The sequence below is a fragment of the Gluconacetobacter takamatsuzukensis genome (genome assembly GCF_014174275.1).
Taxonomy (GTDB): Bacteria; Pseudomonadota; Alphaproteobacteria; order Acetobacterales; family Acetobacteraceae; genus Gluconacetobacter; species Gluconacetobacter takamatsuzukensis.
Window position 1 is genome coordinate 1 of the sequence record NZ_JABEQK010000005.1, and the last position, 17,698, is coordinate 17,698.

General features: G+C 69.2%; 19 protein-coding genes and 1 pseudogene. 10 read left to right on the forward strand and 10 right to left on the reverse strand.

Going from position 1 to position 17,698, the window contains the following annotated elements:
* The 7 genes and pseudogenes from pstC to ispH all read right to left on the reverse strand — a co-directional run.
* Positions 1-232 (reverse strand): annotated as a pseudogene (pstC, locus tag HLH27_RS07755) (phosphate ABC transporter permease PstC); the annotation flags it as partial.
* Between the two features lie 132 nt (positions 233-364).
* Complete coding sequence (locus tag HLH27_RS07760) at positions 365-1,318, reverse strand: nucleoside hydrolase (protein ID WP_182949327.1); 954 nt, start codon at positions 1,316-1,318, stop codon at positions 365-367.
* Positions 1,319-1,332: 14 nt separating this feature from the next.
* Positions 1,333-2,118: an ABC transporter permease gene (locus tag HLH27_RS07765; RefSeq protein WP_182949328.1), complete on the reverse strand. Its 786-nt coding sequence runs from the start codon at positions 2,116-2,118 to the stop codon at positions 1,333-1,335.
* On the reverse strand, positions 2,115-2,852 hold the full coding sequence (locus tag HLH27_RS07770; protein ID WP_338029866.1) for an ABC transporter ATP-binding protein: 738 nt from the start codon (positions 2,850-2,852) through the stop codon (positions 2,115-2,117). The genes HLH27_RS07765 and HLH27_RS07770 overlap by 4 nt, the downstream gene beginning before the upstream one ends.
* Positions 2,849-3,376, reverse strand: a complete 528-nt coding sequence (rnhA, locus tag HLH27_RS07775; protein ID WP_246375638.1) for a ribonuclease HI — start codon at positions 3,374-3,376, stop codon at positions 2,849-2,851. The genes HLH27_RS07770 and rnhA overlap by 4 nt, the downstream gene beginning before the upstream one ends.
* Positions 3,366-4,331 carry a homoserine kinase gene (locus tag HLH27_RS07780; protein ID WP_182949330.1) on the reverse strand — a complete coding sequence of 322 codons (966 nt, stop codon included), beginning with the start codon at positions 4,329-4,331 and terminating at the stop codon, positions 3,366-3,368. The genes rnhA and HLH27_RS07780 overlap by 11 nt, the downstream gene beginning before the upstream one ends.
* A gap of 16 nt (positions 4,332-4,347) precedes the next feature.
* Entirely contained in the window at positions 4,348-5,346 is a 999-nt protein-coding gene (gene ispH, locus HLH27_RS07785) for a 4-hydroxy-3-methylbut-2-enyl diphosphate reductase (RefSeq protein ID WP_182949331.1), read from the reverse strand.
* 184 nt (positions 5,347-5,530) lie between these two features.
* On the opposite strand from ispH, the gene HLH27_RS07790 reads away from it, so the two are divergent.
* From HLH27_RS07790 to HLH27_RS07805, 4 genes are all read left to right on the forward strand, one after another.
* Complete coding sequence (locus HLH27_RS07790; RefSeq protein ID WP_246375639.1) at positions 5,531-6,166, forward strand: hypothetical protein; 636 nt, start codon at positions 5,531-5,533, stop codon at positions 6,164-6,166.
* 99 nt (positions 6,167-6,265) lie between these two features.
* Entirely contained in the window at positions 6,266-8,218 is a 1,953-nt protein-coding gene (locus HLH27_RS07795) for an OPT family oligopeptide transporter (RefSeq protein WP_182949332.1), read from the forward strand.
* 206 nt (positions 8,219-8,424) lie between these two features.
* On the forward strand, positions 8,425-9,423 hold the full coding sequence (locus HLH27_RS07800; protein ID WP_182949334.1) for an LLM class flavin-dependent oxidoreductase: 999 nt from the start codon (positions 8,425-8,427) through the stop codon (positions 9,421-9,423).
* Between the two features lie 48 nt (positions 9,424-9,471).
* Positions 9,472-11,151 carry a M3 family oligoendopeptidase gene (locus HLH27_RS07805; protein ID WP_182949336.1) on the forward strand — a complete coding sequence of 560 codons (1,680 nt, stop codon included), beginning with the start codon at positions 9,472-9,474 and terminating at the stop codon, positions 11,149-11,151.
* A 51-nt stretch (positions 11,152-11,202) separates the two neighbouring features.
* Here HLH27_RS07805 and HLH27_RS07810 read toward each other — a convergent pair whose 3' ends face one another.
* Positions 11,203-11,715 (reverse strand): thioredoxin family protein, encoded by a 513-nt coding sequence (locus HLH27_RS07810; protein WP_182949338.1) that lies wholly within the window; start codon positions 11,713-11,715, stop codon positions 11,203-11,205.
* Between the two features lie 113 nt (positions 11,716-11,828).
* Between HLH27_RS07810 and HLH27_RS07815 the strand changes: the two genes are divergently transcribed.
* The gene (locus tag HLH27_RS07815; protein ID WP_182949339.1) at positions 11,829-12,140 is read left to right on the forward strand and encodes a hypothetical protein; all 312 of its coding nucleotides are present in this window, start codon (positions 11,829-11,831) and stop codon (positions 12,138-12,140) included.
* Here the strand turns inward: HLH27_RS07815 and HLH27_RS07820 are convergent.
* Both HLH27_RS07820 and HLH27_RS07825 read right to left on the reverse strand, forming a co-directional pair.
* Positions 12,126-13,118 (reverse strand): SAM-dependent methyltransferase, encoded by a 993-nt coding sequence (locus tag HLH27_RS07820; RefSeq protein WP_182949341.1) that lies wholly within the window; start codon positions 13,116-13,118, stop codon positions 12,126-12,128. The two genes, HLH27_RS07815 and HLH27_RS07820, sit on opposite strands and share 15 nt — an antisense overlap.
* Positions 13,115-13,522 carry a DUF423 domain-containing protein gene (locus tag HLH27_RS07825; RefSeq protein WP_182949684.1) on the reverse strand — a complete coding sequence of 136 codons (408 nt, stop codon included), beginning with the start codon at positions 13,520-13,522 and terminating at the stop codon, positions 13,115-13,117. Before HLH27_RS07825 ends, HLH27_RS07820 begins: the two co-directional genes overlap by 4 nt.
* 48 nt (positions 13,523-13,570) lie before the next feature.
* Here HLH27_RS07825 and pip point away from each other — a divergent pair, with 48 nt between their 5' ends.
* The 5 genes from pip (at position 13,571) to HLH27_RS07850 (ending at position 17,692) form a co-directional block, all read left to right on the forward strand.
* The gene (gene pip, locus HLH27_RS07830; RefSeq protein ID WP_182949343.1) at positions 13,571-14,518 is read left to right on the forward strand and encodes a prolyl aminopeptidase; all 948 of its coding nucleotides are present in this window, start codon (positions 13,571-13,573) and stop codon (positions 14,516-14,518) included.
* A gap of 90 nt (positions 14,519-14,608) precedes the next feature.
* Entirely contained in the window at positions 14,609-15,166 is a 558-nt protein-coding gene (locus HLH27_RS07835; protein ID WP_182949345.1) for a DUF4142 domain-containing protein, read from the forward strand.
* Positions 15,167-15,178: 12 nt separating this feature from the next.
* Positions 15,179-15,754: a cob(I)yrinic acid a,c-diamide adenosyltransferase gene (locus HLH27_RS07840; RefSeq protein WP_182949347.1), complete on the forward strand. Its 576-nt coding sequence runs from the start codon at positions 15,179-15,181 to the stop codon at positions 15,752-15,754.
* 722 nt (positions 15,755-16,476) lie between these two features.
* Entirely contained in the window at positions 16,477-17,151 is a 675-nt protein-coding gene (locus HLH27_RS07845) for a coiled-coil domain-containing protein (protein ID WP_182949349.1), read from the forward strand.
* Between the two features lie 64 nt (positions 17,152-17,215).
* Entirely contained in the window at positions 17,216-17,692 is a 477-nt protein-coding gene (locus HLH27_RS07850; RefSeq protein WP_246375640.1) for a hypothetical protein, read from the forward strand.
* The last annotated feature ends 6 nt before the right edge of the window (positions 17,693-17,698 follow it).

Consider the following 17,698-nt stretch of genomic DNA (forward strand, 5'->3'; position numbering starts at 1 on the left):
CCCCGAAATGCTGCGTCACCGGGTTCCACGCCGTGCTCCACACGAAGCCCGGCCCGAACGCCGACCACGCCGAAATCCCGCCCCACGCCAGAACCGCGATCAACCCGCCCATGATCGCCAGGATCAGCCACCCGGACAGGCGGACGAACCCCGCAAACACAGGGTCCCCCACGCCTCCCGTCGCGCGCGGCTGGACAGGAGAGGACGAAGAGGGCGGCGATGCGTGATCCATGCGGACTCCGGACAGCAGGACGCCCCACATGGAAGCGACGTCAGGATCGGCCGCGCCCGACCGGCGCGAACGCGCGACCATTACTGGAGCGCACCCCGGTCGGGCAACCTTCCATCGCCGCCCGGCGATGCTTTATGCCGATGCGATGCCGAAGCGCGACAGGCGCTCGATCACCAGGTCGAAGTAACCGTCCGCGTCCAGCCGGTTGAGAACCAGGGCATTCGGGTGCTGCCCGGTCACGCTCCACCAGTCGATCACCGTCATGCCCCGCGTCAGCGCGCCATGGCATTCGATCCCGACATGGGCCAGCCGCCCGCTGAACAGTTCCGGCCGCAACAGCGCCGCGATCACCGTCGGATCGTGCAGCGGCCCGCCATCGGTGCCCCACTGGCGGGCGTTGAAGCGCTTGTTGAAGGTCAGCAGGTGATAGAACGCCTCGGCCAGCGGCGTGCCGATGGCGCGCAGCCGCGCCATGCGCGCCGTCGTGGTCAGCGCCCGATGCGTGCAGTCCAGCGGGATCATCGTGATCGGCACGCCCGAATCGAACACCCGCGCCGCCGCCTCGGGGTCGACATGGATATTATATTCCGCCGCCGGGGTGATGTTCCCGCCCTCGGTCCGTGCCCCGCCCATCAGCACGATCCCGTGCAGATGCCCGGCCAGGCGCGGCTCGCGCGCCATCGCCAGGGCGATATTGGTCAGCGGCGCCAGGCAGCACAGCGTCACGCTGTCGCGCGGCCGCGCCATCACCAGCTCGACGATCCGGTCGGGGGCAAATCCCTCGGCTGCTTCCAGCGACGGCGGCGGCAGGTCGTAGCCGTCGAACCCGGTGGTGCCGTGCACATGCTCGGCGGTGCGCAGCGCCCCCACCAGCGGCCCCGCCGCCCCGGCATAGACCGGCACATCCCCGCGCCCGGCCAGTTCCAGCGCCATCAGGGCGTTGCGCGTGGTCAGCGCCAGCGGCACGTTGCCCCCCACCGTCGTCAGCGCCAGCACCTCCAGCTCGTCGGGCGAGGCCAGCGCCATGAGGAAAGCGACCGCATCGTCGGGCGACGGGTCCGTGTCGATGATGATGGCACGCGCCACGATAGATCACTCCTTCAGTTGGGCTGGTCGTCGGGCACCCAGTACAGCATTCGCGCCAGCGCCCGGTCCACCCCCCACCAGAGCAGCACCGTCATCGTCGCCAGCACCAGCAGCGCCGCGAACATCAGGTCGGTCTCGAAGCGGGTATTGGCCGTCTGCATCAGGAAGCCCAGCCCCGACGAGGCCCCCACCCATTCCCCCACCACCGCGCCCAGCGGCGCGATGGCGGCGGCGACCCGCAGGCCGGAGGCAAGGGCCGGCAGCGCCGCCGGCAGCCGCAGCCGCAGCAGCACCAGCCCCGGCCGCGCATCCATGCTCCGCGCCAGGTCGAGCCAGCCCGGCGGCGTGCGGCGCAGCCCGTCGAAAAAGGACGAGGTGATGGGAAAGAAGATCACCAGCACCGCCATCACCACCTTGGAGGCGATGCCGAAGCCGAACCACAGCACCAGCAGCGGCGCCAGCGCAAAGACCGGCACCGCCTGGCTGAGCAGCACCAGCGGCATCATCCACCGCCGCACGGGGGCCGAGGCCATCATCAGCAGCGCCAGCGCGCCGCCGCCCATCGTGCCCAGCAGCAGCCCCAGCACGGTTTCCAGCAGGGTCGTCCCCGCTGCCCCGGCCAGCAGGCCGCGCTGCGCCCACAGGGCCCGCGCCACCGAGTCCGGCGGCGGCAGCAGATAGGACGGCACCCCGCCCAGCCGCACGATCCCCCACCACAGCAGGCCCAGCCCGCACAGCGTGCCCAGCGGCCGGCCCAGCCGCGCCGCGATTCGCCCGGCCCTGATGGCTCCGGCGCTCATGGCCCCGCCGCATCCAGCATGCGGCGCAGCAGCACGCCCTGGGCATGCAGCACCGACTCGTCGTCCGCCGGCCGGGGCACGTCGCCCCCGGGCACCGTCATGCCGGCCACGCATACCGGGGCGCCCGCCATCAGCAGGATCGCCTGCCCCAGCCGGCAGGCCTCCAGCGGGTCATGGGTAATCAGCACCACCGTCCGGCCATGCAGCGTCTCGGCCGCCAGATCCTGCATCCGCGCCCGCGTCACGCTGTCCAGCGCGGAAAAGGGCTCGTCCATCAGCACGACCGGACGATCCTCGTACAGGGTCCGGGCCAGCGCCACACGCTGGCGCATGCCGCCCGACAGTTCGGCCGGCAGGGCCGCCAGCCGGTCGGCCAGCCCCATGCGCCGCAGCAGCGCCGCCGCCCGGTCGCGATCGGGGCGGCGGCCGCGCAGCCGGTCGCCCAGCGTTACATTGTCGATCACCCGCGCCCAGGGTTGCAGCAGGTCGCGCTGGCCCATCCAGGCCATCCGGCCCGCCAGCGGCGCGCCGTCATCGGCCGCCACCGTGCCCGCCGCCGGGCGATCCAGCCCCGCGATCACGCGCAGCAGGCTGGTCTTGCCCACGCCGCTGGCGCCCAGCAGGACGGAAAACACCCCGGCCGGCAGCGTCAGGTCCAGTCCGGCGAACAGGTCCCGCCCGCCATGCGCCACCGCCAGCCCCCGCAGCAGCAATGCCGGTGCCGGCGCCGTCACCGGCGGCGAACGGGATAGGCCAGCCCCAGCGCGTCGCGTGCCGCCGTGGCCAGCCGGTCGACCCGCTCGTTGTTCTCGTCGCCCGAATGGCCGCGCACCCAGCGCCATTCGACCTGATGGCGCTTGCTGATCTCCAGCAGCCGCCGCCACAGATCCATGTTGGCCACCGGATCGCCCGAGGCATTGCGCCAGTTGCGGCGCACCCAGCCGGTATGCCAGCGGGTGATGCCGTTGCGCACATATTCGCTGTCGGTATGCAGCACCACCACGCAGGGACGCTTCAGCGCCTCCAGCGCCTCGGCCGCCGCCGTCAGTTCCATGCGGTTGTTGGTGGTCTCGGCCTCGCCGCCCGAAATCTCGCGCTCGGTACCGCGAAATTTCAGCAGGGCCGCCCAGCCGCCGGGGCCGGGATTGGGCTTGCAGCCCCCATCGGTCCAGATCTCGACCGGCGCGGACGCGTTCGGCGCTTCCAGTTCGAAGGCGGCATCGGCCTCGACCGGCCGCTCGGCGGAATCAGACGCCATAGACCGACGCATCCCCCGCCGTCCGATGAAAACGCAGCCGCCGCAGGTAATCGAGCGGATCCTTGCGCGTCACCATCGCGCCCGGCGGCGTGTTCAGCCAGTCGTACAGCCGCGTCAGCAGAAAGCGCATCGCGGCCCCCGCGGCCAGCACCGGCATCGCCCGCCGCTCGGCCGCGTCGAGCGGCCGCACCGATTCATAGCCCGCGATCAGCGCCCGCGCCCGCTCGGGCACGAACACGCCATCGGCCTCGAAACACCAGGCATTCAGGCAGATCGCGATGTCGTAGGCCAGGAAATCGGTGCAGGCGAAATAGAAATCGATCACCCCCGACACCGCACCGTCCAGAAAGAACACATTGTCGGGGAACAGATCGGCATGGATCTGCCCGCGCGGCAGGTCCCCCGCCCCCGGCCAGGCCGGCAGGATCGCGCCCAGGGCCGCATCCAGCTCCGCCCCCAGCCCCGGCGAGACCGAATCCGCATCCGCCCGGCACGAGTCCAGCAATGGCCCCCACGCGGCGGGCCCCAGCCCGTTCGCGCGCTCGGCCGTGTAGCCCTGTCCCGCGACATGCAGCGCCGCCAGCGCGGCACCTACCGGCGCGCAATGCGCCACCCGTACCTCGCGCGGCCATACGCCGGGCAGAAAGGTCGTGATCGCCGCCGGCCGGCCGGCCAGGCTGCGCAGGGCTTCGCCATCGCGCCCCGCGACCGGGCGCGGGCAGGACAGGCCATGATCGGCCAGCGTCCCCATCAACCCCAGGAACCAGGGCAGGTCGGCGGGATTCACCCGCCGCTCGTACAAGGTCAGGATGAAATCGCCATCCGTGGTCCGCAGGACGAAATTGCTGTTCTCGACCCCTTCGGCAATGCCCCGATAGGCCGTGAGTTCACCGATTTCGTAGCTGGACAGGAACGCGCGCAGCGCCCCGTCCGACACATCCGTATAGACAGCCATGCGAACCGGGCCTTGGTCAGCCCAGCGGCGCAGGCAGGCGGAAGGTCACGTTCTCTTCCTTGACCGTCCGTTCCTCGATTTCCAGCGTGAAATGCTTGGCCAGCGCCGTCACCATTTCCTGCACCAGCGCCTCGGGCGCCGAGGCCCCGGCGGTGATGCCCAGCGTGTTCACCCCGTCCAGCACCGACCAGTCCAGGTTGCTCAGGCGCGGCACCAGCAGCGCGCGCGGCGCGCCGGAGCGCTCCGCCACCTCGCGCAGGCGCTGCGAGTTGGAGGAATTGGGCGAGCCGATCACGATCACGAGGTCGCAGCCCGGCGCAATGGCCTTGACCGCTTCCTGCCGGTTGGTGGTGGCGTAGCAGATATCCTCGCGCTTCGGCCCCTCGATCAGCGGGAAGCGACGGCGCAGGATCTCGACGATCTCGGCCGTGTCGTCGACCGACAGCGTGGTCTGGGTAATGAAGGCCAGCCGCGTCGGGTCGGCCGGCTGGACGGTCCGTGCCTCTTCCGCGTCGTTGATCAGCGTCACCGCGCCGGCGGGCAGCTGGCCCATCGTGCCCACCACTTCCGGGTGGCCGGCATGGCCGATCATCAGGATGTGACGGCTCTCCGGCCCGCCATCGGCAAAATGGCGCTCGGCCTCGCGATGCACCTTGGACACCAGCGGGCAGGTCGCATCCAGGTACAGCAGGTTGCGGCGCTCGGCCTCGGCCGGCACCGTCTTGGGCACGCCATGGGCCGAGAACACGACATGCGCGTCGGCCGGCACCTCGTCCAGTTCCTCGACGAAGATGGCGCCCTGGGCTTCCAGCTCCTCGACCACGGTACGGTTGTGCACGATTTCGTGCCGGACATAGACCGGCGCGCCGTAGCGGCGGATCGCTTCCTCGACCACCCGGATCGCGCGATCCACCCCGGCGCAGAAGCCGCGCGGCCCCGCCAGAAGAACCTTCAGCGACCGCATGGGTGCCTCGACGGGGGCGGAATCGGAGGTCTGAATCATCTGGTCGGGCATGGTGTTCCCCAAACGGCCGGCGAGCGGTATAGGATACGGGCCGGGGGCAGCGACCGGCCGGCCGCGCATCCCGGTGCTGGTCCGGCCCTACGCAAACCGGGGCCGTGGCGCAAGCCATTTTCCTGTAACCCCGGTGCATTTGGACATAGCCGTCCAGCCGGAGCCACACAAGCAGCCCGTCCACATGGCGGCCCCCGCAACCATGACCGAGAACGAGACCCCGGAACCCCGCATGACCATCGTCAGCCCGAGCGGCCTTCGCCGCTTTCGCCCCGCCCATCTCAGCGGCCTGGCGATCCTGCCGCTCGCCATGTCGCTGGCGGCATGCTCCCTGGACAATCCCGATGCCTTCGCGCCGTCCTGCCCGACCGTCGAGGTCCCCGGCGCCGCCGCCGACCAGGTGGCCTTCACCGGCCCGTCGCACGATATCGGGCACCTGGCCTCCCGCACCAGCGTCACGCGCGTCACGGGCCAGTGCCGCGCCGGCAAGGGGCGCCCGGCCTCCGTCGTCGCCGATATCAGCCTCGGCCTCGACGTCACGCGCGGCCCCGGCGCGGGGCGGACGCTCCAGGTCCCGTATTTCGTCGCCGTGGTCTATGGCGACGAGATCAAGAACAAGAAGCAGTTCGTCGAGACGGTGCAGTTCCCGGCCAACGTCACGCAGATGCTGACGCACACCCGCATCGTGCCGATCACCCTGCCGGTGTCCAAGCGCGTCACGATCGACGGCTACCGGCTGGAAGTCGGCCTCCAGTTGACGAAAGAGCAGCTGGAGTACAACCAGACCCACCTGATCGCACCCAGCTTCCATCACATGTGATCCGGTACCCGTGCCACACCGGCGCGCCGCCGCCCGGCGGTCCGGCGCGCCCGCGGCCTCCACCGACAGATCAAGCGACACAAGCGACATGAAGACGACATGACGGACACCGCCCTTTCCCAGACCGCACCCGCCGCCAGCCAGCGGGAAATGACCATACGCGGTCTTATCCTCGGTGCCCTGATCACCATCGTCTTCACCGCCTCCAACATCTATCTGGGGCTCAAGATCGGCCTGACGGTCGCCTCGTCGATTCCGGCGGCCGTGATCTCCATGTCCGTGCTGCGGGCGATGGGCGGGTCCACGATTCTCGAAAACAACATGGTCCAGACGCAGGCCTCGGCGGCGGGCACGCTGTCCTGCGTGTTCGTCTCGCTGCCCTGCATGGTCATGATCGGCTACTGGCAGCATTTCCCTTATTTCGAAACGACGCTGCTCACCCTCGCCGGCGGCATGACCGGCGTGCTGTTCACCGTCCCGCTGCGCCGGGCGATGGTCACGAACAGCGACCTGCCCTACCCCGAAGGCGTCGCGGCGGCCGAAATCCTCAAGGCCGGGTCCGAGAGCGGCAGCCCCGAGAGCCTGCGCGCGCTGCTGACGGGCGGCCTGCTGTCGGCGGTCGTCACCTTCGCCACCGGCGGCCTGCGGCTGCTGGCCGACGGCGCGGCCGTCACCGCGACCTGGGGCGGCGCCATCTTCCGCGCCTCCACCGGCTTCTCGCTCGCACTCCTGGGTGCCGGCTACCTGGTCGGCATCGCCGGCGGCCTGGCCATGCTGATCGGCACCATCATTGCGTGGGACGTCGTGGTGCCGATCCTCAGCGTCCGCCTGCCCAACCCCGCCCATCTCGCCGCCGGCGATTTCGCGACGCAGATCTGGACGCAGAAGGTGCGCTTCCTGGGCGCGGGCACCATCGCCATCGCCGCCATCTGGACACTGGCCCTGCTGGCCCGCCCGGTCGCGGCGGGCATCCGCGACATGCTGCACGCCCACGGTTCGGCCGACGAGGACGCCCGCATGCGCGACCTCTCGCCCCGCACCCTGCTGCTGCTGACCAGCCTGTGCCTGGCGATCCTGTTCGTGCTGTTCGTCACCTTCCAGTCCCCCTTCGCCCATGGCGGCGCCATCGTCTCGGCGGCGCTGGCGGCGGTCGCGTTCTGCGCGCTGTTCGGCTTCCTGGTCGCCGCCGCGTGCGGCTACATGGCCGGCATCGTCGGCTCATCCTCCTCGCCGCTTTCGGGCATCGCGATCATCGCCATCGTCCTGGTCGCGTCGTTCATGCTGCTGCTAGAGCCGCTGGGCCTGCTGCCCACCGAAATGTCGGCCAACGGGCGGCACCTCGCCGTGGCCTTCTCGCTCTACATCCTCTCGGCCATCGTCGCCTCCTCGGCCATTTCCAACGACAACCTGCAGGACCTCAAGACCGGCCAGCTGGTCGGCGCGTCGCCCTGGCGGCAGCAGGTGGCGCTGCTGGTCGGCTGCGTCAGCGGCGCCATCGTCATCCCGCCGGTGCTGGAACTGCTGTACCAGGCCTACGGCTTCGTCGGCGCCATGCCCCATGCGGGCATGAACCCCGACCACGCCCTGCCCGCGCCGCAGCCCGCGCTGCTGACCACCATTGCCATCGGCATCTTCCAGCACCAGCTCGACTGGACCATGATCCTGATCGGCATCGCGCTGGGCATCGTGCTGATCGTCGCCGACATCCTGCTGCGCCGCGCGGGCGGCGCCATGCCGCCGCTGGCCGTCGGCATCGGCCTGTATCTTCCCCCGGCGGTCAGCGTCACGCTGGCCATCGGCGCCATCATCTGCTGGGTCTGCACCCGCGGCCCGCGCAAGACCGAGGGCGGCGTCGCCACCATGCTCGCCTCGGGCTTCATCGTGGGCGAGAGCCTGACCGGCGTGCTTCTGGCCGGCGTCGCCGGCGCCACCGGCCGCGACGACACGCTGGCCCTCCTGCCCGCCGACGCCACCATGCTGCCCTCGGCACTGGGAACCCTGGTTTTTGTCGCCATATGTCTATGGTTCGGCCACCGCATCCGCGGTGCCTGACGGGAAATGTGGTCTGGCGGCGATCCGACGCGCGTTTCCTGTGCTTCGGTGCTCACGGCCATCAAGGCCGCTCCGCTCCGATGCTCGGAAACACACGACGGGCGCGCCGTTTTGCGGCGCTCTCGCTCGCCAGCCCGCATTCCCCGCCAGGCACCAAGACCAGGTACTGAGACCGGTCACGTGGACGGCAAAAGGAGTTTCGGACTTTGATTCCCTTCTCGGTTCTCGACCTGTCCCTGATCGTTCGCGGCAGCGATGCCGGCACCGCTTTCCGCAACAGCCTGGACCTCGCCCGCCATGCCGAGGCGCTGGGCTTTCACCGCTACTGGGTGGCCGAGCATCATGCCATGCCGGCCATCGCGTCGGCCGCGACCGCCATCCTGATCGGCCATCTGGCGGCGGGCACGCGGCAGATCCGCGTCGGCGCCGGCGGCATCATGCTGCCCAACCATGCCCCGCTGATGGTGGCCGAGCAGTTCGGCACGCTTGAAAGCCTGTTCCCCGGCCGGATCGACCTCGGGCTGGGCCGCGCCCCGGGCTCGGACCAGGAAACGATGCGCGCCCTGCGCCGCGACCCGGCCAGCGCCGACCGCTTTCCGCAGGATGTGGTCGAGCTGCTGCATTATTTCGCCCCGGCCCAGCCCGGCCAGACCGTGCAGGCGGTGCCCGGCGCGGGGCTGGAGATTCCGGTCTGGCTGCTCGGCTCGTCGCTGTTCTCGGCCCATCTGGCGGCCCATCTGGGCCTGCCCTTCGCCTTCGCATCGCATTTCGCGCCGGACATGATGGAAGAGGCCGTGGCGCTCTACCGCCAGCGCTTCACCCCCTCCGCCCGGCTGGCGCAGCCCTATGTCATGCTGGGGCTGAACGTGGTGGCCGCCGACACCGATGCGCAGGCCCACTTCCTGTTCACCTCGCACCAGCAGCAGTTCGTGGCCCTGCGCCGGGGCCGCCCCGGCCAGTTCCCGCCTCCCGTCGCCGAGACCGAGGGATTATGGACCCCGGCCGAGCAGGCCGGTATCGACCGCGCCCTGGCCTGCGCCGTCGTGGGCGGCCCCGACACCGTGCGCGCCGGGCTGGCCCGCTTCATTGACCGCCACCGGCCCGACGAGCTGATGCTGGTGGGCGCGATCCACGATCACGCCGCCCGCCTGCACTCATTCGCCCTCGCGGCCGCAGCCCGGCAGGCCCTGGCCGGCGCCGCCTGACCGCACAGGACCGTGGACGGCCGGCCCGGCGAATGCGATGATCGGGCCATGTCCACCATCCCCTTTGCCGACCTCACGTTCCCCACGCCCACCGCCGAAAGCCTGGATGCGGGCTTCGGCGCCGTGTCCGCCCTGCTCGATGCCGGCGACCGCCCGCAGGCCCTCGCCCGCTTCGATGCCGAACGCCGGGCCTATGACAGCTGGGCCTCGATGGTCGCCCTGCGCTTCTCGCAGGACACGACCAGCCAACAGGCCCGCACCGACCGCGACCTGGCCGACCGCCTGACCCCGCACGTGACCGAGCTGGAGGTCGCCATCAAGCGCCGCCTGCTCGACGACCCCGACCGCGCCGGCCTGGTCACCGCCGTCGGCACCCACACCGTCCGCCTGTGGGAAACCGACATCACGACCTTCGACCCGCGCATCCGCGAGGCGCTGGAGGAGGAAGCCCGGCTGGGCGCCGACTACACCGCCCTGCTGGCCGCGGCCCGCGTGACGGTGCAGGGCCAGACGGTCAACCTGTCGGGCCTCGCCCCCTTCGCCGAACATCCCGACCGCGCGGTGCGCCACGAGGCCGAGAAGGCACGGTGGGATTTCTTCGCCGCCCACGGGGCCGAGCTGGACCGGATCTACGACCAGCTGGTCCAGGTCCGCCACGGCATGGCGCGCACGCTGGGCTACGAAACCTACACCCCGCTGGGCTACCGGCGGATGCGCCGCGTCGATTACGGCCCCGAGGACGTCGCGCGCTTCCGCGAGGACGTGCTGGCCCATGTCGTGCCGCTGGTCGGCGCCATCGTGGAAAATCGCCGCCTGACCATGAACTGGGACCGGGTGCATTTCTGGGACGAATCGCTGATCGACCCGCTGGGCAACCCCAGGCCGGCCGGCGGGCACGACCTGCTGCTGGAACGGGCGCAGACAATGTTCGACCGCATGGGCGGCGACCTGGGCGCGTTCTACCGCCAGATGGTCGAGGGCGGCTTCCTGGACCTGCGCAACCGCGAGGGCAAGGCCGGCGGCGGCTTCTGCACCGCCTTCCCCAGTGTCGGGATGCCGTTCATCTTCGCCAATTTCAACGGCACCCAGCACGACATCACCGTCTTCACGCACGAGATGGGCCACGCGTACCAGAACTGGAAAAGCCGCGACCTGCCGGGCATCGACCTGCTGTGGCCGACTATGGACGCCGCCGAGATCCATTCGATGGCGCTGGAATTCCTGACCTGGCCGCAGATCGACCTGATGGTCGAGGACGGGCTGGCCGACCGCTTCCGCCGCATGCACCTGATCGGCTCGCTCAGCTTCCTGCCCTACGGCGTCTGCGTCGACCATTTCCAGCACGAGGTCTACGCCAACCCCGACATGACGGCCGCCGAACGGCACGAGACCTGGCAGCGGCTGGAAAAACTCTATCTGCCCTGGCGCGATTACGGCGACCTGTCCCACCCCGCCGGCGGCGGCCGCTGGCAGGCCCAGGGCCATATCTACCGCTCGCCCTTCTATTACATCGACTACACGCTGGCCCTGTGCTGCGCGATGCAGTTCTGGCTGCACAGCCGGGCCGACCAGGCCGGCGCGATGGCGGTCTATGCCGATCTGTGCGCTCTGGGCGGCTCGCAGCCCTTCACCGGCCTGGTCGAGGCCGCCGGCCTGATCAGCCCCTTCAAGCCCGGCACCCTGGCCGACATCGTGCAGGAGGCCGATCGCTTCCTGCACATGCGCTAGGAAGCGTTCGGACAAAAAAAGGGCGGGGGAACACCCCCGCCCTTCCCTTTTTCAGGCCCCGCGGCCGTTCCAGCCGGCCAGCAGATCGACCACCGCCTGGGCGGACATGCGGCGCGCGTCGCCCAGCGCCAGCGTGCCGTCCGGGTTCAGCAGCCGGCCCTGCGGCGTCACGATCAGCACCGTCGGCACCGCCTTGATCGTCACGCCGTAATGCTGCGCGATATCGAGGTTGGTGTTGATCCGCCCGACATTGACCGGCACGGTGACGAAATGCGCCGCCACCCAGGGCGCGACCGACGGCAGTTCCAGCACCCCCGCCAGCATGCGGCAGTCCGGGCACCAATTGCCGCCGAAATCGATCAGCACGTTGCGGCCGGTGGCCTTGGCGGTCTTGAAGGCGGCATCGACCTGCGCCTGCGCGCCTTCGGTCGGCCCATAGGGGGCGGCGACCGGCTTCGGCGTCTCCTGCCCCACCTGGGGCACGGGCGGCAGTTCGGCCAGGGCCGGCGTGGCGGCCAGACCGGCCATCAGGACGGTCAGGGGAAGGAGGCGGCGCAGAAGCATGAAATTCGGTCCATGAAGCCAGGGATGAACGAGGCACGATATCGGGTTAGGATGGATCCCATGCGTCGAAACCCATACAGACCCGCCACGATGATAAAAGGATCTTCTCCCGGATGACAGAGGTCGCGCAACCCGGCATCGCCCGCACCCTGATCAAGACCGCCGCGATGGTCGCGCTGACGGTCGGCCTGATGGCCACCCTGCGCTATAGCGCCCATGTCGCCTATCTGGTCGATCACATTGCCGGGACCCGGCTGTGGAGCACACTCTACAGCGTCACCGGCGCCTCGGACGCCGAGGCGCGCGAGCGGGTGATCGTGATAGGGGTCGCGGTCGCCTGCTTCCTGCTGGCTCTGCCGATCGTACAGGTCGGCGAATGGGCCATCGACCGGCTGCGCGCGCGCCGGGCCTCAGCCGGGCGGTAGCGGGCCGGGTGCGGCCGCCGCGTCGCGGTCCCACAGGAATGTCAGCTCATGCTTGTTGTGCCACAGATGCAGCACCCGCCCGCCCGGAATGGCGGCGAAGGCGGCGGCGGTCTCGTGGTCGGTGGTGCCCTGGAACTTGATGGTCATCACGATGCGCCGCGCCGTGCCGCCCGCGATCCAGCGCCGGGCCAGCGCCAGCAGGCGCGCGGGATAGGCGATGATGTCCGAGAACATCCAGTCCACTGGCCCCAGCTCGGCGGGCTCGATCCCGAACGCGCTCTCGCGGCGCAGCGTCACGCCGGGCATGGCAGCGACCTGGGGGGCGAGGTCGGCCCGATCCACCGCCACCACTTCCGCCCCGCATTGCGCGATGGCCCAGGTCCACCCGCCGGGCGACGCCCCCAGATCGACGCAGCGTTCGCCCGCCACCGGCCAGGCGCCCAGCCGGGCGCAGGCCTCCCATAATTTCAGATAGGCGCGCGAGGGCGGCCCCACCCGATCCTCGACGAACGGCACCGCCCCGTTCACGAAGGGCGAGGATTTGCGCGTCGACAGCAGCAGCGTATCCGGCGCCAGTAGCGTCCACCCGCCCAGATGCCCGGTGGGGGCGGCGGCGGGAAAGACCAGCGGCCGGGCGGCGACCGGCGGCAGGCGCTCGGCAATCAGCGCCGCGCGACGATGATGGCGCACGGCGTGGCAGGCCCAGTTGCGCTGGCGCCCGCGCAGCAGCGATGCCGCGGCGCCGATCGAGCCGATGGCATGGATCTCGGGCTCCAGCCAGATATCCAGTGCCCATGCCGCCGCAACCGGCGCGCTGGCCGACAGCGCCAGCCGCCCGTGCCACGCCATGATGTCCGCGCCATGCCGCTCCAGTTCCTCGGCCAGCGCGTCCTCGAACCCTTCGGCCGCCAGATAGGCCGCGCGCACCGGGTGCGGCAGAACGATCGGCGCCTCGTCGCCCTGGGCGACGGTGTTCATCGGCGCACCCCATCCACCAGCATCAGCAGCCAGCCCAGCATCAGCAGGCTCCCGCCGCTGGGCGCGACCGGGCCCAGATGCCGGCCCGTCACCCCCGTCCAGCCGACGGCACCGCCGAACAGCACCACCCCCAGCGCGAAGGCGGCCCCGGCCAACAGCAGCGGCACCCGCCGCCCCCGCACGCATAGCAGGGTGCCGACCGCCAGCAGCGCGGGCGCATGCCACATGCCCATCTCCACCGCCTCGCGCGCCAGCACGCGGCCCGAGGGCGCGGCGAACATCGCATCGGGCAGATGGGCGGCCAGCGCGCCGCCGGCCACCGACAGCAGCCCCAGCAGGCCGCCCAAGGACAGGAAAAGCCGGGCCGCGCGCGGCACAGGCGAAAAGGAAGCAGGCAAAGTCATCACGCGCGGCAGTCTAGCCGGGCGCCCCGGTTGCCGTATAGTCGCCCCATGTCACGCCACGACCTGTTTCCGGACATCGCGCCTTACGAAAGCGGCTACCTGCCTGTCGGCGACGGGCACGAGATCTATTGGGAACAGGCGGGCAATCCGTCCGGCCGGCCGGTCCTGTTCCTGCATGGCGGCCCCGGCGCCGGCAGCGGGGCGGTCCATCGCCGCTTCTTCGACCCCACGCACTGGCGAATCGTGCTGTTCGACCAGCGCGGCGCGGGCCGGTCGCGCCCGCACGCCTCGGTCGCCGCCAACACCACGCCGCACCTGGTGCAGGATATCGAAACCCTGCGCACGGCGCTGGGCATCGCGGACTGGCTCCTGTTCGGCGGCTCGTGGGGCTCCACGCTGGCACTGTCCTATGCCCAGGCCCACCCCGACCGGGTGCGCGCGATGATCCTGCGCGGCATCTTCCTGGGCCGGCCCAGCGAACTGGACTGGTTCTTCCACGGCCTGGCCCATGTCTTCCCCGATGCCCATGCGGCCTTCCTGGCGCACCTGCCGCAGGCCGAACGCCACGATCCGCTGGCCGCCTATTGCCGGCTGCTGTTCGATCCCGACCCCGCGATCCACCTGCCGGCGGCGCGGGCATGGTCCAGCTACGAGGGCACGTGCTCCACCCTGATCCCGGCCCCCACCGCGGTCGCCGGCTTCGCCCGCGACCGCGCGGTGATCGGCCTGGCGCGGATCGAGGCCCATTATTTCCGCCACGCCCTGTTCCTGCCGCCCGGCGGCCTGCTGGCCCATATGGAGCGGATCGCCCATATCCCCGGCACCATCGTCCAGGGCCGCTACGACATGATCTGCCCCTGTATCTCGGCCTGGGACCTGGCCCATGCCTGGCCCGCCGCCACGCTCAGCCTGGTGCCCGATGCCGGGCATTCGGCGCTGGAACCGGGGGTCCGCCGGCGGCTGGTCACCTGCGTCGAAGAGCTGCGCGACCTCTAGCCGCCCCGATATTCCGCCACCGTACCAGAACCCGAGCGGCGCCGATGCGTTAGGGCGATATCCGTCGCGCCGGAAAGGATTCAGGGATCGATGACGACACATTGCCGCCGGCTGCTCTTCGCGGCATTGCTCCCCCTGGCCGCCTGCGCCAACGCACCGAAGCCCGCGTCCCCGCCCGCATCGCAGCCGCCGGCCCTGAGCGACGCGGACACCGTCTTTCTCGAGAAAGCCGCCCGCAGCAACGATTTCATCATGGCGACGGCCAGGCTGGCCGATACCCGCTCCCGCAATCCGCGGATCAGGACCTTCGCCGCGCGCCTGGTCTCCGACCATGCCGCCAGCCAGGACCGGCTGAAGACGATCGCCGACCAGCACGGCACGACCCTGCCCGACGCGCTGGATACCGACGAGGAACATGTTCTGGACAGCCTGACCGCCGAAAAAGGACGTAATTTCGACCGCGACTTCACGTCGTTGCAGGTCGCCAGCCACGAAAACGCCGCCCCGCTGTTCCAGGCCGAAGCCACCGGCGGCACCGACCCGGCCCTGAAAACCTACGCTGCCGACATGCAGGCCGCCATCCGGTCCCATCTGGACATGGCGAAGGCATTGGGCCAACACAGGCCCCATCACCGACCGCATCACTGACCGGAACGCCGCATGAGCATCCGCATCGACCGCATCGTCACCCGGGGAGGCGATGCCGGACAGACATCGCTGGGCGACGGTACACGCGTCGACAAATCCTGCGCCCGGATCGAAGCTCTGGGCGCGGTGGACGAGGCCAACGCCACGATCGGCGTCCTGCGCCTGCATGTGCCCGCCATGTCTCCCGATGCCGCCTGCCTGGCGCGCATCCAGTCCCTTCTGTTCGATATCGGCGGAATCCTGTGCGTTCCGGAATCCGGGCCGGAAGGGGTCGACAATTTTCGCGGCGGCGATGCGGCGGTGGCGTTTCTGGAACAGGCGACGGAACGGCTGCGCGACCGCCAGGCACCCCTGCGCAGCTTCGTGCTGCCGGCCGGCACGCCGGGCGCCGCCCACGCCCATCTGGCCCGGACCGTGGCGCGCCGGGCAGAGCGCCAGGTCGTGACCCTGTGCCGCGCCGAACCCGTCAGCGCCTCCGTCCTGCGCTGCCTGAACCGACTGTCCGATTACCTGTTCGTGCTGGCCCGGCACCTGAACAATGACGGACAGGACGATGTGCTGTGGCATCCGGGCGGCCAGGAAAGCTGACAACGGCGTATATTCACGCCCATTTCTTCTTCATGTTTTCGAACCATGACCACCCGCCCGGCCTCATTCCGACCGTGGGATACGGGAACGGGCTGGACATCACGCAAACGTGATGTCTATTATTCCACCAGTTCCAGAACCCGGATCGGGGCACAGACCCGCCCCTCATCTCCTGCGAACCATGGTCATCAAACAGGAAACACCCGTTTTTTTTTGAAAGATCCGTAATTACATAAGTAAACAGCGATATTTAAATCATTACTTCTCCAAAAATAAAAACAAACCAGGGATATTCCCTGAAATCTTCAAAGAAGATGCCCGGCAAAAATGGATATAAAGTATAATCCATCCACTAAATATTACAATATTCGTTATTATTTACGTCAATTTAATGCTTAGTGTTTCGAAATCGTTAATTTTCACACATGCGGTATCGATTTGCGACAAAGCACAGCAAGAACTTGCGCGCGGTATGGCCTTGCATTTTCTTCGCGGAAGAGAGTATATGAAACTTATTGGATTAAATTCTCTTATCCATAAAGCGCTGCGCACCAACCGGTTGCCCGCCTCACATCGGCATCGGGTCACATCAGCGCGGCGCAACACCAAGAACCGTTCCCGTTTCGTCCGGAATGCAATGAAAAAAATAGAAAAGATGCCCCCACATCAGCATGTTTTCAAACATTCCCCACGATTTTCATCTCCTCTTTGAGAGACGCCTCATGTCCGCATCCTATAATGATTCCTTCCCCTTTTCCGACGACACCGAACAGACCGACATCGACAATCGCGATGAGGTCAACGAACAGGCCTTGCGTCTCGCCCTGTCCCGTCTCGGTTCCAAACACTCTTCCTCCGCTTCTCCCGCCCAATCGCCGGCGCGCCCCGGCGCCCGCCCCTTCGACGCGGCGCAGCGGCGGCGGAAATTCGTGCAGGATGGCGATGTCCGGGTCGAACATCACGTCCTGAACCGCCCCACGGCCCGCGCGATGCACGCGCCGCAGGACGATGGCGGGGAAATCGAGCGCCTGCGCCAGCAGGTAAAGCTGATCCAGAAGCAGCGTGACGACGCCGACCGCGCCTGCCACGACGCCCAGGCCAGCCTGCGCACCATGGAAACCCGCATCGGCCATGCCGATATCGTCCTGGCCGAAGCCCAGGCCGGACTGGCCAGCCGCGACGAGGAAATCCTGACCCTCCGCTCCAGCCTGTCGGCCGCCCGTGCCGAAATCGCCCGCCTGACCGAAGAGCTTTCCCATCCCCGGACACGCGCGGCCGCCCCGGCACCCCAGCCGCCCAAGCCCGCCCTGGCCCCCCGTCCCCGCCGCGCCCCGGCCCCCGCCGAAATGGTCGAGGACGAACCCGAGCCCGTGAAATGGTGGATCCGGAAGAAATAAACACCATTCCCCGCACAATACAGTCCCTCCGCGCGGACAGGCGCGCCGGCCCTTGATCCGCGACATGCGGAACACAGCCCGCCTTTGCATCCTGCTCGACCGGCTCGCCATCGTTCTGGTCGTCACCAGCATGGGTGGGGCGAGCGCGATCCTGATGATGGCGCCGCTCGTCAACGGGCTCTTCCTGCTGCTGCGCGATATTTTCGGCATTCTGTTCCTGCCGTTCTCCTTCCTGTTCGGCATGGCCGGGCAGACGGACCATGCGCGCATCATGGGCAATCTCGTCGGCGGAATGGGGACCGACCTGCTTTCTCACCCGCTGCGCACACTGGTTGCCGCGATGGCCGGCGCCGGCAGTGCCGTGCTGTTCGTCCTGGGGCTCGGCCCAGCCGGGCGCGGCGCCATGGCCGCGTCACTCGCCGCCGGGCTGCTGGCCTTCTGGCTGGGCGGCATGGCAACCGGCATGATCCTGCTGCCCGGCCTTGCAATCGAAGCCCTGTACCTGCTGCGCTCCCGCAACCCGTCGGGGCATGCGGAGTAAATCCAC

Excerpts from the sequence above, each read along its gene's own strand:
- HLH27_RS07840 (WP_182949347.1), top strand. The coding sequence starts at position 15,179 with ATGAGCATCCGCATCGACCGCATCGTCACCCGGGGAGGCGATGCCGGA.
- HLH27_RS07845 (WP_182949349.1), top strand. The coding sequence starts at position 16,477 with ATGTCCGCATCCTATAATGATTCCTTCCCCTTTTCCGACGACACCGAA.
- HLH27_RS07815 (WP_182949339.1), top strand. The coding sequence starts at position 11,829 with ATGACAGAGGTCGCGCAACCCGGCATCGCCCGCACCCTGATCAAGACC.
- HLH27_RS07825 (WP_182949684.1), bottom strand. The coding sequence starts at position 13,522 with ATGACTTTGCCTGCTTCCTTTTCGCCTGTGCCGCGCGCGGCCCGGCTT.
- pip (WP_182949343.1), top strand. The coding sequence starts at position 13,571 with ATGTCACGCCACGACCTGTTTCCGGACATCGCGCCTTACGAAAGCGGC.
- HLH27_RS07795 (WP_182949332.1), top strand. The coding sequence starts at position 6,266 with ATGACGGACACCGCCCTTTCCCAGACCGCACCCGCCGCCAGCCAGCGG.
- HLH27_RS07805 (WP_182949336.1), top strand. The coding sequence starts at position 9,472 with ATGTCCACCATCCCCTTTGCCGACCTCACGTTCCCCACGCCCACCGCC.
- HLH27_RS07765 (WP_182949328.1), bottom strand. The coding sequence starts at position 2,118 with ATGAGCGCCGGAGCCATCAGGGCCGGGCGAATCGCGGCGCGGCTGGGC.
- HLH27_RS07850 (WP_246375640.1), top strand. The coding sequence starts at position 17,216 with ATGCGGAACACAGCCCGCCTTTGCATCCTGCTCGACCGGCTCGCCATC.
- HLH27_RS07835 (WP_182949345.1), top strand. The coding sequence starts at position 14,609 with ATGACGACACATTGCCGCCGGCTGCTCTTCGCGGCATTGCTCCCCCTG.
- rnhA (WP_246375638.1), bottom strand. The coding sequence starts at position 3,376 with ATGGCGTCTGATTCCGCCGAGCGGCCGGTCGAGGCCGATGCCGCCTTC.
- HLH27_RS07820 (WP_182949341.1), bottom strand. The coding sequence starts at position 13,118 with ATGAACACCGTCGCCCAGGGCGACGAGGCGCCGATCGTTCTGCCGCAC.
- HLH27_RS07790 (WP_246375639.1), top strand. The coding sequence starts at position 5,531 with ATGGCGGCCCCCGCAACCATGACCGAGAACGAGACCCCGGAACCCCGC.
- HLH27_RS07780 (WP_182949330.1), bottom strand. The coding sequence starts at position 4,331 with ATGGCTGTCTATACGGATGTGTCGGACGGGGCGCTGCGCGCGTTCCTG.
- ispH (WP_182949331.1), bottom strand. The coding sequence starts at position 5,346 with ATGCCCGACCAGATGATTCAGACCTCCGATTCCGCCCCCGTCGAGGCA.
- HLH27_RS07810 (WP_182949338.1), bottom strand. The coding sequence starts at position 11,715 with ATGCTTCTGCGCCGCCTCCTTCCCCTGACCGTCCTGATGGCCGGTCTG.